This is a genomic window from Trichocoleus sp. FACHB-591 (assembly GCF_014695845.1).
Lineage (GTDB): Bacteria > Cyanobacteriota > Cyanobacteriia > FACHB-46 > FACHB-46 > Trichocoleus.
Genome location: NZ_JACJPA010000067.1, coordinates 1 through 13,558 on the forward strand (window position 1 = coordinate 1; position 13,558 = coordinate 13,558).

The 13,558-nt window shown below is 49.6% G+C and carries 17 protein-coding genes; 11 read left to right on the forward strand and 6 right to left on the reverse strand.

Annotated features, from left to right (window positions below):
• Positions 1-197, reverse strand: a 197-nt coding sequence (locus H6F90_RS12460; RefSeq protein WP_190552792.1) for a hypothetical protein, incomplete at its 3' end; no start/stop codon positions are given.
• Between the two features lie 161 nt (positions 198-358).
• On the opposite strand from H6F90_RS12460, the gene H6F90_RS12465 reads away from it, so the two are divergent.
• Positions 359-1,075 (forward strand): DUF5673 domain-containing protein, encoded by a 717-nt coding sequence (locus H6F90_RS12465; RefSeq protein ID WP_190552793.1) that lies wholly within the window; start codon positions 359-361, stop codon positions 1,073-1,075.
• 165 nt (positions 1,076-1,240) lie between these two features.
• Here the strand turns inward: H6F90_RS12465 and H6F90_RS12470 are convergent, their stop codons facing one another.
• The 3 genes from H6F90_RS12470 to H6F90_RS12480 form a co-directional block, all read right to left on the reverse strand.
• Positions 1,241-1,444, reverse strand: coding sequence for a DUF4177 domain-containing protein (locus H6F90_RS12470; protein ID WP_190552794.1), 204 nt, complete (start codon positions 1,442-1,444; stop codon positions 1,241-1,243).
• Between the two features lie 508 nt (positions 1,445-1,952).
• On the reverse strand, positions 1,953-2,144 hold the full coding sequence (locus H6F90_RS12475) for a hypothetical protein (RefSeq protein WP_190552795.1): 192 nt from the start codon (positions 2,142-2,144) through the stop codon (positions 1,953-1,955).
• A 404-nt stretch (positions 2,145-2,548) separates the two neighbouring features.
• Positions 2,549-2,836, reverse strand: coding sequence for a hypothetical protein (locus tag H6F90_RS12480; RefSeq protein WP_190552796.1), 288 nt, complete (start codon positions 2,834-2,836; stop codon positions 2,549-2,551).
• A gap of 24 nt (positions 2,837-2,860) precedes the next feature.
• Here H6F90_RS12480 and H6F90_RS12485 point away from each other — a divergent pair, with 24 nt between their 5' ends.
• A complete protein-coding gene (locus tag H6F90_RS12485) occupies positions 2,861-3,016 on the forward strand; it encodes a hypothetical protein (RefSeq protein ID WP_190552797.1) in 156 nt (51 codons plus the stop codon).
• A gap of 420 nt (positions 3,017-3,436) precedes the next feature.
• On the forward strand, positions 3,437-4,894 hold the full coding sequence (locus H6F90_RS12490) for a hypothetical protein (protein ID WP_206756174.1): 1,458 nt from the start codon (positions 3,437-3,439) through the stop codon (positions 4,892-4,894).
• A 33-nt stretch (positions 4,895-4,927) separates the two neighbouring features.
• Here H6F90_RS12490 and H6F90_RS12495 read toward each other — a convergent pair whose 3' ends face one another.
• Entirely contained in the window at positions 4,928-5,368 is a 441-nt protein-coding gene (locus tag H6F90_RS12495; RefSeq protein ID WP_242024444.1) for a VOC family protein, read from the reverse strand.
• A gap of 23 nt (positions 5,369-5,391) precedes the next feature.
• Positions 5,392-6,654 (reverse strand): RNA polymerase sigma factor, encoded by a 1,263-nt coding sequence (locus H6F90_RS12500; protein ID WP_199295887.1) that lies wholly within the window; start codon positions 6,652-6,654, stop codon positions 5,392-5,394.
• Positions 6,655-6,915: 261 nt separating this feature from the next.
• On the opposite strand from H6F90_RS12500, the gene H6F90_RS12505 reads away from it, so the two are divergent.
• The 8 genes from H6F90_RS12505 to H6F90_RS12540 all read left to right on the forward strand — a co-directional run bounded on the left by H6F90_RS12505 (position 6,916) and on the right by H6F90_RS12540 (position 13,303).
• Complete coding sequence (locus tag H6F90_RS12505; protein WP_190552799.1) at positions 6,916-7,275, forward strand: YciI family protein; 360 nt, start codon at positions 6,916-6,918, stop codon at positions 7,273-7,275.
• 83 nt (positions 7,276-7,358) lie between these two features.
• Entirely contained in the window at positions 7,359-7,787 is a 429-nt protein-coding gene (locus tag H6F90_RS12510; protein ID WP_199295888.1) for a nuclear transport factor 2 family protein, read from the forward strand.
• Positions 7,788-7,878: 91 nt separating this feature from the next.
• Positions 7,879-8,730, forward strand: coding sequence for a YciI family protein (locus H6F90_RS12515; protein WP_190552800.1), 852 nt, complete (start codon positions 7,879-7,881; stop codon positions 8,728-8,730).
• Positions 8,731-8,761: 31 nt separating this feature from the next.
• Positions 8,762-9,172 carry a VOC family protein gene (locus tag H6F90_RS12520; protein WP_190552801.1) on the forward strand — a complete coding sequence of 137 codons (411 nt, stop codon included), beginning with the start codon at positions 8,762-8,764 and terminating at the stop codon, positions 9,170-9,172.
• Between the two features lie 55 nt (positions 9,173-9,227).
• Positions 9,228-9,629 (forward strand): VOC family protein, encoded by a 402-nt coding sequence (locus tag H6F90_RS12525; RefSeq protein ID WP_190552802.1) that lies wholly within the window; start codon positions 9,228-9,230, stop codon positions 9,627-9,629.
• An 85-nt stretch (positions 9,630-9,714) separates the two neighbouring features.
• Complete coding sequence (locus tag H6F90_RS12530) at positions 9,715-9,840, forward strand: DUF1579 family protein (protein ID WP_242024445.1); 126 nt, start codon at positions 9,715-9,717, stop codon at positions 9,838-9,840.
• A gap of 374 nt (positions 9,841-10,214) precedes the next feature.
• Complete coding sequence (locus H6F90_RS12535) at positions 10,215-10,964, forward strand: DUF928 domain-containing protein (RefSeq protein WP_190552803.1); 750 nt, start codon at positions 10,215-10,217, stop codon at positions 10,962-10,964.
• Positions 10,965-10,969: 5 nt separating this feature from the next.
• A complete protein-coding gene (locus H6F90_RS12540) occupies positions 10,970-13,303 on the forward strand; it encodes a CHAT domain-containing protein (RefSeq protein ID WP_190552804.1) in 2,334 nt (777 codons plus the stop codon).
• Positions 13,304-13,558 lie beyond the last annotated feature (255 nt).

Genomic DNA, 13,558 nt, shown 5'->3' on the forward strand with positions numbered 1-13,558 from the left:
TCGCGTACCAAAGCGGCAGAACGATTTATCAGCTCAAGCATGGGATGCTCTCGGACTACCTGATTGAGCAACTCAAGCACCCGTCCGTACAAATGACTCTTGCGTAAGTCCTGAAAATATTTGGGTTCATACGTAGATTGGGTGGGAGCGATCGCAGCTGTGGTGTCTTTTGGTAATTGATACCGATCTTGGGGCATCTGTCGTCTAGTGACTGAAATGCTGATCAGGCATAGATTCTAAGCAAAAGATATTTGGGTAGAAAGTTTCAGGGTCAGGGTTGCCGGGTTATCAATGATGGCAATCTCCTATTATTGCTATGTGGAGTTATGCCAAAATTTCTTGAGTTGAGGGAAACGTTATGGAGTGGTTTTGGGTACTGCTAATCTTTTTTGTAGTTATAGTGGGTTCACTCTGGTTTGGCTACCTGGCAGAAGCAGAAATGGTAGGACCCGAAGCCGCCCGTAGAAATTCGCGCTCTGCAACTCCTTTGTTTTTATTTTGGCTGCCATTATCTGGATTCGCCCTTTTCTTTATAGTTGAACAACTAGGACGCTATGGTTGGGTCAGCTTCCACATCTTATATGCTGTTTCGATTAGTGCCTGGTGGATTAGCTGGTTTTTTAGAAAGCAAGAAGCTGGTTCTTTACTAGCAGATGTAGGAAGAACTCCACAGAGCAAATTTCTATTCTGGATTGGCTTGCTTCAGGTGGCATCGATAGTTTTTCAGACGTGGTTATTTTTGACGTCAACCTTAACTAGAAGCCCGGAATATACTAGCCTGTACCTAGAGATATCTAGACTCGTCCTTTGGTGGTCAATTGCTGGTTTTACTATTGCTGTAGGCTTAAACAAACTTGAGTTTAGAGAGAACGGTATTTGTCTCGTGCATTCGCTCATGCGATGGCAAAGAATAAATTCGTACACTTGGGAAACAGATAAATCGAATGTGCTGACAATTCGATTCAAACCGCGCTTTCCTCTATTGCCCAGCTTTGCGAGCCTAGCTATTCCTGCAAACCATCAAGAGGTGGTAAGCCGTATTTTAGCCGAGCGATTAGCAGGCAAGAGACTATAGTTCTGTTGTGCCAGTTAACACGATATTTAAATTCATACGCAGGTTTGGTAAAAGCGATCGCAGCCTCTAACAGGACTCGTGGTGGGCTGAGCTGAGATTGGCATTCGGGAAAGGAGGCTGAGGGAGAGAGGGAATCTTACATCAAGTGGGCGATCGGTCTGCAAACTATGAAATAACCTCCCGCTTGAGTACTGCCACAAAATCCCACACCTCCCCATTAGCACGTGTGCCAGGAAGAATTGTCACTAACTCCCAGCCTCTAGCTCCCGCTTCATTCAGTACATCCTCAAGTTCTATTTCGTTAATCTTCCCGGCCCCGAATGTTCCTTGAGCAAAGAACTTAATCGTTTTATATTCCCACTCACCCATGGCCTTCTCTAAAGCGTTTCAAAATTACCCTAGAATTTTCCGATATCCATCTTTCACTACAAAGTCTGATCTTGGAGGCGATCGCCCCGATGCCAAATCTCTGAAAACTTAGCTCCCCCGTTGCTTCAACCATTAACCCAACTTGGCTCCAACACTCACTCAGAAGTAGACGTAACTGCCACTAAAGGATAGCGCTCTAGCTAGGAAATTAGACTGAAAATTTGGCTATTGATCTAACTTTGGATAATAGAGCGAATCTTCCCCATATCATTTCAAAGCTAACTATCGACTAACCACCAACGGTACGCCAAAACCTCAAAGAGGTAATTGTCGCCTCCAATTGCAGTTCCGACCCCTCTAGATACCGTTGAAGTGCCTGCAAGCTGCGGTACCTCGATATCTCCTGAATCACGCGCAGTGGAACTGTCATTTAACAGGGTATTGGTTCATACGCTCTTTTAGGGGGCGCGATCGCAGCCTCTAATGGTAAGACAAGTGGTTGATTGATCTAAGGGTTGGCATTCGGAAAAGGAGCTTGAGGGAGAGAGGGGGGCAGGAGGAATTTCAAGGGTTGAGCTTGTAAACCGCGCTGTTTGAGGAGGATGGGGGGTTGAGAGCGATCGCGATTCATGCAACGAGTTCTGGTCACTGATGGGTCAGTGGCAAGAACCCAGAGGCGAGCGAGTGGATTGAGACACAAAAGATTTGATTGATGTGGAGCGATCGCGGCCCCGCAGTGCTGAACTAAGCCGTAGGCAGTCTTAGAGTAGACTTGCGAAGCACTTCATCATTACCAGTAGAGCCTCCAACATCTCTGCTCTGCTGGGGGTCTTTAGCGAGTAGGACGCAAGTAGGTCGGGAGATTCTAGAAGATTTGTCAACACTCTAGGAGAGCTTTACTATCAGGAGGAATGACTCACCACTGTGGGGCTTCCACAAACTGACGGCCACAATCTCGACATTCGTAGTTCTGCTTGCCTCGTCGAGTGAAACTCTGTTTGACGATGTCATCAAGCCCACCTGTGGGGCAGAACAAGTGAGGTTTCAGGCTCAGTCAGCCGTTCTACAACCGATTTATCCCCATTATCTTTGACCCTTTTTCCTTTATCCTTTACAAAATTGCAGTACCGTTCCTAGAACAAGGGAGATCAACACTGCAAAGGACAATTTTTCCGCCCCTCGTTCCGGGAAGCTTTTGAACAATCCAGACTCAAAATTCCCAGAACTTGTTGAGGCTGTTGCCCAAGCAATCGGGCGAGGCTCTAGCACCTTACTGCCAAAGTCACTGAAGGCGGGATCGCCCAGTTTCTCGAACGAGTTCCAGCGGCGATCGCCTACCCCCAACAACAACGACAACCCCATTCCATTCGTAACCCCATAGGCTATCTCCATCAAGCCATCCTGCAAGCCTGGGACTTGTCCATTGCAGCATCTGCCACCTCTGCTCCCCCACCTGACTTTAATGCCTGCTTTAACTGGGCTAAAGCACAAGGTATGGTACTTGCAGCAACTCCAATAGATGGGATTCATCCCACACTGTATGTGCAGCAGGGTTGGGTTGCCACGGAGTGACTGATGTAAATCTTGCTATGCGTTCCCTAAGCTTCGTGCTTCTAGGAATTGGAGTTTAGACTAAGCAAGATTCAAAAACCTAGATCATTAGAGGTGGCCAAAAGGTGGGAATCCCCTAACTAGTGGAAAACTCGGCATCTTAGCGAACTCGGTGCTCATGTGAGACTCAATCACTGAACTCAACCAGACAATAGCAGTTGCAAGCATTGATAAAACTTGAGTGAACCTTGATTCACAAGTCGAACTCATCGCTTGATCTTGCGTCATCTAAATCATGACCACATGGCCAAAATTAGGGGCGGGGACATGGCACTAGGAATTAGACGAGGTGCAAGGTTAACGGTTCTGGCTCTACTTATGATGCTAGTGCCGAGTCAGCCGGGATTTGCAAAGGAAAGAAGCAGGCTTAACGCTCCTTTAGTGGCTGAGATTGCGTTCCAATATGCAGCGACCGAACGATCGCAAGCGGCTGTGAAAGTTTTAGACCAAGCACTATCCCTCACAGAAACAATGCCAAGTGATTGTTATAAAGCAACGCCTCTGATGCGGGTTGCAAACGGGTACCAGCTGGTGGGCCAAACGAGTAAAGGACAACAATTGCTTACAAAAGCGTTCCAGATCGCCCGCGCCCAGACGATCGCAAACTGTACCCTCAGCGCCACCTCACCAGAAGAATCATTGCTTAACAGAGCGGGTGAATACGCCCAAGCCGGTTATTACGACTTTGCGCAGCCAATTGTCCGAGGAGTTGATAATTGGTTTCGCCCCATCGCAATGGTGAAAATTGCTGCAGCTTATCAAAAAGATCAAAAGCCCGACCAAGCGCGACAAGTTTTAGACGAAGCGATCGCCATTGCTCAATGCAATCCGGATGTTCGAAATCGGCGGCAAATTCTGCTGGGAATTGCCTTTGAACTCAAACGTACCGGACAATCAGAATTCTTGCTACCAACGCTTCAGCAAGCTCTAGAGAGTGTCCGCGCTCAGCCTCAGTCGCAATCGCAAGAGGATATTTCCTGGGACATCACTCAAAAACTTCAAGTCTCAGAGATGCTAATCCTGAGCGGACAAAAACCGCAAGCGCTCGCACTCCTCAAGCAAGTTCTACCGGAAATTAAGGCACTGCGGTCAACTCAATTTCCATCCGAGCAAGTCCATTTGCTCAGCACAGTCGCGACTCAGTATGCAGCTGTAGGGCAATCTAGCCAAGCTAAGGCGGTTTTAGCGATCGCTCAAGCAAGCGCACAGGCCTTAACTCCCTCTCTCCTGCGCAATCCTACCCTGGCCCAAGTGGCGAGCAGATATGCTGAAATCGGAAAGCTGCAAACGGCACGTGAGTTGGCCGCTCGCATTGACACACGGGTGGACCAGGAGCAAGTGTTTCAAGCGATCGCGATGCATCATACCAAAACTGGAGAGGTCGCTCAGGCCGTGAAGGTGGCGCGATCGCTTGAAACCAGAAAAGACTTAACCCTATCTGACATGGTGAGCCATTATCTGGCCAATCGGCAGTATGACCAGGCTTTGCAAATTGCTCAACAGGAGCGAGTTGAAGGCACTCTACCCCAAGTCGCGCTTGCTTATGCTGAGGCCGGAAAACCGGAGCGAGCTAAGCAAATTGTGGAGTCGATTCAACCACCTGCCGATGATTCTGCTCATTTAGATTGGTTGATGCCTGCTTTAGCTCAATCGTTCGCCCAAAAGGGAGAGTTTGAGCCAGCCTTACGAGTTGCCCAAGGAACACAAACAAAGGAGTATAAGAGCCGAGCACTGATCGCGATCGCTACCGAGTACATAGCCCAAGACCGAGTTGCCAATCGCGCAAAAGCCACTGAACTCTTAGAGCAAGCCCTTGAGGTGGCGCTGTCGATCGAGTAGCAAGATTTTGTCCCCGCAATGTCGAGATGCGAGTTAAACATTGCCCTGGTTGAGTTCTTGCTCAAGCTGCTCATCCCAGAAGGCGGCTTCTATCTTGTGTCCATCGGGATCGCGCACAAAGCAGCCGTAATACGGCTCACTATATTCGGGTCTGCCACCGGGAGCACCGTCGTCTTTGCCTCCTGCTGCTAAGGCTGCCTCATAGAAGGCATAAACCGCTGCTTTAGTGGGAGCGATGAAACCAATGTGAGTCCCATTACCAACCGTTGCAGGTTCCCCATTAAATGGAATTCCTACCCAAAATTCGGGGTACTGTTTGCCATAGGCAACTGCCCCCGGATGCTCCATCAACCGCTTGCAGCCCAACGTTGGCAACACAGCGTCATAGAAGGCGATCGCTCGTTCAAAGTCATTAGTGCCGATTGAGACGTGTGAGAGGATGCTGGGATTGTGCTCCATGTCTGAATTCTCCATTAGTTAAGTTGAACGTGAAGATGTTAGGGCTGAACTTCGTGCAATCGACGCTCCAGAAATCGGCGCTCACTGTCATTTGTAACCAGTTTCAGTGCTCGCATGTAGCTCTGGGCTGCCTCCTGGAGCGCTCCGATCCGCCGCAATAAATCCGCATGGGTAGCGTGGAACAGATGATAGCTGTCGAGTTCAGGAGTGAGTTGAGCAATCAGGGCAAGGGCTGCTTGAGGACTATCTGCCATTGCGATCGCCACTGCCCGATTGAGTGACACGATCGCTGAAGGCTGTAAGCGTTCCAGAAGGTTATAAAGTTGTACGATTTGCGCCCAATCTGTCGCTTCGGCTCGTGTTGCCTGACAGTGGAGTGCTGCGATCGCCGCTTGCAGAGCATAAACACCCGTTCCGCCGCGCAGTGCTGCTTCCACCAGCGGTAGTGCCTCGGCAATTTGTGGGTGATTCCAACGATTGCGATCTTGGTCTTCTAGCAGAATGAGATCGCCTGCCTCATCCAAACGAGCATCTCGTCGCGAGTCGTGCAGTAACATCAGCGCCACCAGGGCCGTGACTTCTGAGGGAGGTTGGGGTGCCATCAACGTTCGTACTAGTTGCCCTAGTCGAATGGCTTCGGTGCAGAGGTCTGCCCTGACGATCGTCTCGCCTTTTGTCGCCGCATAGCCTTCGTTAAAGATGAGATAAATCACCGTCAGCACTGCCTCGATTCGGGCAGAGAGAGCGGTTGTGTCTGGTACTTTGTAGGGAATTCCCGCATCCCGAATCTTGCGCTTAGCCCGTACCAGCCGTTGTGCCATCGTTGCTGTAGGGACGAGAAAGGCGCGGGCAATTTCGTCAGTTTCTAGTCCACCTAACATTCGCAGTGTCAGAGCGACCTGCGACTCGATCGCCAGTGCGGGGTGGCAGCAGGTAAAGATCAACCGCAGTCGATCGTCTGAAATTTCATCGCTATCGTAGGTTGGCTCCTCGCTCGATGGAATTAACCCAGATGCCGCGTACCATTCCAGTTTTTCGGTGAGTCGTGTTCGTCGTCGGAGGCGATCGATCGCTTTGTATCGAGCGGTTCGGATAATCCAGGCGCGGGGAAGATCAGGAATCCCGCTGGTCTGCCACTGATTTACAGCCGCCGCAAACGCTTCTTGTGCCGCTTCCTCAGCCACATCAAAATCTCCCACCAGCCGAATCAAAATGGCGACAATCCGCCCCCATTCAGCGCGGTACGTGTCAGCGATCGCCTGAGCCACATCCGATTTTGCGTTTGAAGCCATATCTGACATAAAAAGACATCAAAATTTTTGACAAGGTGTTGATTTGAGCGATTGCTGTTCAACTGGCTGACAAAGGAACACGACAACAATACACGACAACAAAGAACAATTGTACTAAATAATTAAATTTTCAAGAGGTGTCGATTTGAGCGATCGCCGTTCGACTGACTTACAAAGGAGGCAAAGCTCGATCGTACTCAATGAAAATTTTTTGGTGAAGTGTCGATTTGAGCGATCGCGGTTCGATTTAACAACAAAGGAGGCAACCGAATGAAGTATATGCTGCTGATCTACATGGATGAAAATGCTCTGAGCGAAACCGAGCGGGAGCACTGCTATGCGGAATCTGCTCAACTCGCCCAAGAACTTAACGCCAAGGGACAATATCTGTCAACCGCTCCACTTCACCCTGTCGCCACAGCCACCAGTGTCCGAGTGCGTGACGGCAAATCACTGATAACGGATGGACCGTTTGCGGAAACCCGCGAACAATTGGGTGGTTTTTTCCTCATTGATGCTCAAGATCTCGATGAGGCGATCGCGATCGCGGCTCAGATTCCAGGAGCACGAGTTGGAACGGTTGAAATTCGTCCGGTGCTTGAAGTCGCAGGTTTGCCGAAGCAGCAGTGACCCTACTCTCATTGCAAGGCTGCTTTACCTGTGAGGAGCCAACCAAATAGCCACCCCAAGGGAGACACCAATTCGGAGCATCTATGGCAAATGACATCACCGAAATGACCAATGAAACGCTAATCAGAGAACTGTTAGAAAAATGGGCAGACGCAACCCGTTTAGGAAGACGTGATGAAGTTCTACTTTCCCATGCATCCGATGTCACGATCTTCGATGTATTGCCTCCACTGAAGTATGAGGGAGCCGATGCCTATCGCCAAAGCTGGGACGAGTGGCAACCCACCACTGAAGGTCCGAGTCTATTTGAGATTCACGATCTCAAAATCACGACAGGTCAAGACGTAGCATTCGCGCATTGCTTTATCCAGTGCGGTGGCATTCAACCCAATGGTATGACCTTTGAGGAATGGGTACGGGCAACGTTTTGTCTCCGCAAACTGGAGGACAAATGGTTGGTCACTCATCAGCATATTTCAATGCCAATTGGCAAACAGCCAGGAAACAGTTAGTCAGGAACCTGTAACCCTAACGAACTCATATTGTCGTTAGTTCAAATCTCAACAACTAAACTTTCTACCCTCAAACCCAGGAGATACGGCAATGCGATTTATGTTGCTCATGATTCCCAAAGGTTACGAGAACGCAGATCCAGGAGCGATGCCTGATGCCAAAGCGGTTGAAGCGATGATGAAGTACAACGAATCCCTGCAACAAGCTGGTGTGCTGATTACCCTGGAAGGACTTCACCCACCCTCTATGGGGGCGCGGGTCACATTCAGTGAAGGAAATCCCCAAGTGACAGAAGGAGTGTCCCCGGATGTGAAAGAGGTGCTGGGTGGCTACTGGATGATTCAAGTGAACTCGAAAGAGGAAGCGATTGCATGGGCTGCTCGCTGTCCTGCCTCAAATAACGAGACAATCGAAATCCGTCAAGTGCAGGAATTTGAGGATTTTCCTGAGGATGTTCAAGAAGCCGCTGCTGAGTTCACAGAGTCATTTTCTAACACGACAACAGCAACAGAACAGACCCATACAGCCGAAACTCAGATTCGCCAACTCATTGTCGAGCAACAGCAGGCAATTTGCTCCAAAGACGTGGATCAAATTATGTCCTGCTATGCCCATGAGATCATTCTCTTTGATGTCAAACCGCCCTTCCAGACCAAAGGCAAAGAAGCGGTTCGTCAGTTGTGGGAAGACAGTTTGCCTTATTTTCCAGATTCTTTCGAGATGGAAATCCGAGATCTCACCGTGACTGCGAATGACAACTTAGCCACTGCTCACTGGTTGTTTCGCTTCCAAGGGGAACAAGACCATCCCGCCACCCAAATGTGGATGCGCGCCACCGCCGTGTATCAGAAGCATCAAGGCAACTGGCAGATTTTACACGAGCATATTTCGGTGCCATTTGATCCAACGACTGTTCAGGCGAGTCTCACCCTCGATCCATAAAAAATCCATTGGCCGCAACCAGGAAGTACCTATGAAAATCAATCCGTATCTCATGTTCAACGGCAACTGTGAAGCAGCGTTCAAGTTCTATGAGCAATGTCTTGGTGGCAAGATCACCATGATGATGACCCACAAGGAAGCACCTTCGGCAGAAAATGTTTCACCGGAGTGGCATGACAAAATTATGCACGCTTGCCTTGATTTGGGCGATCGCCTGTTGATGGGATCTGACAGTCCACCTGAATACTTTGAACCTCCTCAAGGCTTCTATGTGCAGATGAGCGTTGCTGAACCAGCCGAAGCAGAACGGATTTTTCACGCTCTGGCAGAGAACGGCAAAATCAAGATGCCGATCGCCCAAACCTTTTGGTCTGTTCGCTTTGGCATGTTAATTGATCAGTTCGGTACACCGTGGATGGTCAACTGTGAGCAAGTAGCTTGAGTCTTAAATCATCTTTCAACGGATACAACTGCAACAAACTACACCCGAAAGAACCATGAGTACTCAAATCTTCGTCAATCTACCTGTTAAAAATCTCCAGCAATCGATCGCGTTTTTTACGCAACTCGGCTTCCAGCTCAATCCTCAATTTACCGATGAAACAGCTACCTGCATGATCGTCTCCGACAATATCTTCGTGATGCTCTTGACTCATGAGAAGTTCAAGACGTTTACACCAAACGCGATTTGTGATGCCACAAAAAGCACCGAAGTGTTGACGTGCTTATCAATGGAGAGCCGAGAAAAAGTTGACGAGATGGTTCGCAATGCGATCGCCGCAGGTGGCACAACTTACAAGGAACCTCAAGACCACGGGTTTATGTATGCACATGGATTTCAAGATTTAGATGGTCATATTTGGGAGTTGATGTACATGGAACCCAGCGCAGTTGGTTAGGCTGAATTTGCTCAGGAATAGAAGTGTAAACAAACCCGAATGCAATCGCTATCCTCATTCGACCAGCGATGATGGGTGACGAGAAATGACAAAGTACAAAGACGCGATCGAGTTTAAGAGCGACGATCACCGAGTCTTGACTTCCCATATGTTGGGAAATGACGGGCAGTGGCATCACTTCATGACCGCTCATTATCGGCGAAAGCAATAAGATGTAACGTTCCGCTGATGAAACCAAATCCTGCACAAGGCTAAGCCAAAGTATGACATCCAGCATGGTTTGGCTTAGTTACTTGTAGCTAAAGATGCGATCGCTGATCATCCCCATAGCCAGGGCATCGCCAGCAATACCATTGTCGAAAAAAGCAGTCATGTGATGCCTAAGTTGTCCGAGAACCACTCTGGTAAGCCTTTATGCCACTCCTGGAAAGCTCCAGGCTGGTACAGTAGACGATGATAAAAAGCTGCCTGATTCTTGACAACTCGCGATTGCACTTTCCCGCAAGTGAGATTTACGGGTAATCTCCTGTTGATTCCGTCAATTGCTACCTATCGTAGAAGACATACGTCGGGGAGATTTACGCTATGCTTCACTTATCAAAGCGTCGCCAGCAGCACGCACTCATCGCTAGTTTGATCCTCACGCTATCGATTGGCATCGCGCCTATGGCACTGGCAAAATACCGTCCGCCCAAGAATCCTTCGGCACCTAGAGCGACAGGAGCCAATACGACTCGGGGAGACAGTTGCGATCGCAAGGCAGAGGGTAAATTAACTCCCCTAGTGCCGTTTAGTCATATCGGGCAAACGAGTTCCCAGCGTCCAACGTTCGTCTGGTTTGTGCCCGATCGCACCGCCCATCCGTTGCAATTCCGGCTGTTTACTCGCACGGGACAACCGCTCTACAGAACTGAGATTCAGAGTCAGCCAGGGGTAATGTCGGTTGCTTTGCCCCCAGATTTGCCCCAATTAACGATCGGGCAAGCCTATCAGTGGCAAGTGGCGTTGATCTGTAATCCAAATGTTCCTTCGAGGAATGTGGTGACGACGGCAGAAATTCAAGTGGTCGAGCCTGCTGCGTCGTTACAAACTCAACTGGCTACTGTGCAAACGCCTCAACAACAAAGCGATCTATATGCCGAGGCTGGGCTATGGTATGACGCGATCGCAACAGCACTCAAAGCTTCTGAGACGGCTCAAAATCAGTCAACCGTGTTAGATTTGCTCGATTCTCTTGCCAGTTCGGAAGCCCAACCGTTAAAAGACTGGAGCAATCGCTTGAGACAGATTGAGGCGATCGAGCGCCAGCGCCAAGAGCCGCAACCCAAACCCTAGCACTCATGAAACCTGCCCCCAAACAGATCAAATCAAGCAAACGCAAGGTGCGGCGCTTCCTCCTGCCCCTCGCCTTTTGCCTTTTGCCTACTACCGTTTGCCTGACCTCCCACTCCCCACTTCCAGCAATCGCTCAGACGATCGATGCCCGTAAAGCCGAAGCCGATCGCTTGTTCCATCAAGGCAAGCAACAGTACCAAACTAGCCAATTCCAAACCGCGCTAAACTCCTTGCAACAGGCACTGCAAATTTATCGCGCCATCAAAAACCGCTATATGGAGGGTTGGGCACTAAGCGGTTTGGGAAGTACTTACCACTCGCTGGGTAACCACACTCAAGCCATTGAGTATTCACAGCAACAGTTAATTATTACCCGCGAAATCAAAGACCGCGAAGGGGAAGGTGCGGCACTGAACAATTTGGGACGCAGCTACCGTTCTCTGGGTAACTATGCTAAAGCCATTGAGTATTGGCAACAGGCACTGCAAATTTATCGCGCCATCAAAAACCGCTATATGGAGGGTTGGGCACTAGGCAATTTGGGAGTTGCTTACGACTCTTTAGGCAACCACACTCAAGCCATTGAGTATTCACAGCAGCAGTTAATTATTACCCGCGAAATCAAAGACCGCGAGGGGGAAGGTGCGGCACTGAACAATTTGGGAGACGCTTACAACTCTTTAAGCAACTATGCCCAAGCCATTGAGTATGGGCAGCAGAGTTTAGCCATCCTCCGTCAAATCAAAGACCGCGAAGGGGAAGGTGCGGTACTAGGCAATTTAGGGATTGCTTACGGCTATTTGGGTAACGAGAGCCAAGCAATCGAATATATTCAGCAGGGTTTAGCCATCTTCCGCGAAGTTAAAAACCGCGAGGGGGAGGGTCATGCACTTAACAACCTTGGAGTGACATTCCTGAAAGCTGGCAACCCAACAGAAGCTGAAAAAATGCTCATGGATAGCATTCAAGTGTGGGAATCGATGCGGCAACTGCTCGGCTCCAATGATGCAAATAAAATCTCCATCTTTGAAGGACAAGCTCATACTTATCGAACGTTACAACAAGTCCGGGTGGCGCAAAAGAACCCGATTGCTGCGTTAGAAATTGCTGAGCGGGGGCGTGCCCGTGCCTTCGTCGATCTGCTGACCCAGCGCTTATCGCCTAGTTCTGCCAATCTGGTTGTTGCCGCTGCTCCCAACCAGGACCAAATTCGCCAAATCGCGAAAGCACAGAATGCGACTTTAGTGCAGTATTCCATCATCTACGACACTTTCGAGATTCAGGGCAAACACACATCGCGGGAATCGGCGCTCTACATTTGGGTAATTCAACCGACAGGCGAAATCACCTTCCGTCAAGTTGACCTCAAACCCCTGTGGCAACAGCACAAAGTCTCTCTAGCCAACTTAATCATTGGCAATCAAGAATTTTTGGCGGTTCGCAGTCGTAGCAGTCTTGGCTTTGCCCAACGCCAACCTGACTTGCCAACGCTGCATCAACTGCTGATTGATCCCATTGCCAACCTCCTACCCAAAGACCCTAATGCCCATGTCATTTTCATTCCTCAGGGTTCTCTCTTCCAGGTGCCATTTCCTGCCCTGCAAGATACCAACGGCACTTACTTAATTCAAAAACATACCATCCTCACCGCCCCTTCGATTCAGGTCTTGGATTTGACTCGGCAACAACAACAGAAGTTAGCCAGTCAGCCCACTAGCGGTCGCGGCAACGCCCTCGTACTGGGCAATCCCACTATGCCCCAGGTATCTCTGTCGCCCGGAAAGCAAAAAAAAGCCTTGTCGCCCCTTCCCGCAGCCGAAGCGGAGGCTAGAGCAATCGCCCCTCTCCTCAATACTCAAGCCCTCATCGGTGCTCAAGGGACAAAAGCTGCCATCACGCAAAAAATGCCCCAAGCATCGATCATTCACCTCGCCACTCACGGATTGCTGGATGATGTGCACGGATTGGGGAGCGCGATCGCGCTAGCTCCCTCTGGCAAAGATGACGGCTTATTGACCGCAGCAGAAATCTTCGATATGAAACTGCAAGCCAGTCTGGTCGTCTTGAGCGCCTGCAACACGGGAGAAGGCAGAATTACCGGAGATGGCGTGATTGGTTTGTCGCGCTCTTTGATTTCGGCAGGGGTGCCGAGTGTGATTGTTTCCCTCTGGGCAGTCCCCGATGCGCCGACCGCAGAATTGATGACCGCGTTTTACAACAACCTTCAGAAGCAGCCGAATAAGGCACAGGCACTCCGGCAAGCAATGTTAACCACGATGAAAACTCATCCCCAACCACGAGATTGGGCAGCTTTCACGTTGATTGGAGAAGCAGAGTAACGCTGCTCTGAAAGACGATCGACTCAGGCAGATTAAGACAACCCCTGCCATATCTACCTAACCCTATCCACCTAAAACATATCTCTCTCGATCCAAAATCATCACGGAGTTTTGTTTCACGGTTGAAGCCCACAAGTTGAGATATAGCTATTGCCAGTCTGGTTAGGACGTAGACTGGCAATAGGAGTGATGGGTCCCCCAGGATGGCAATAGCTTATAGTTACGACTTCCGTCAGAAGGTGATGCAAGCCATTG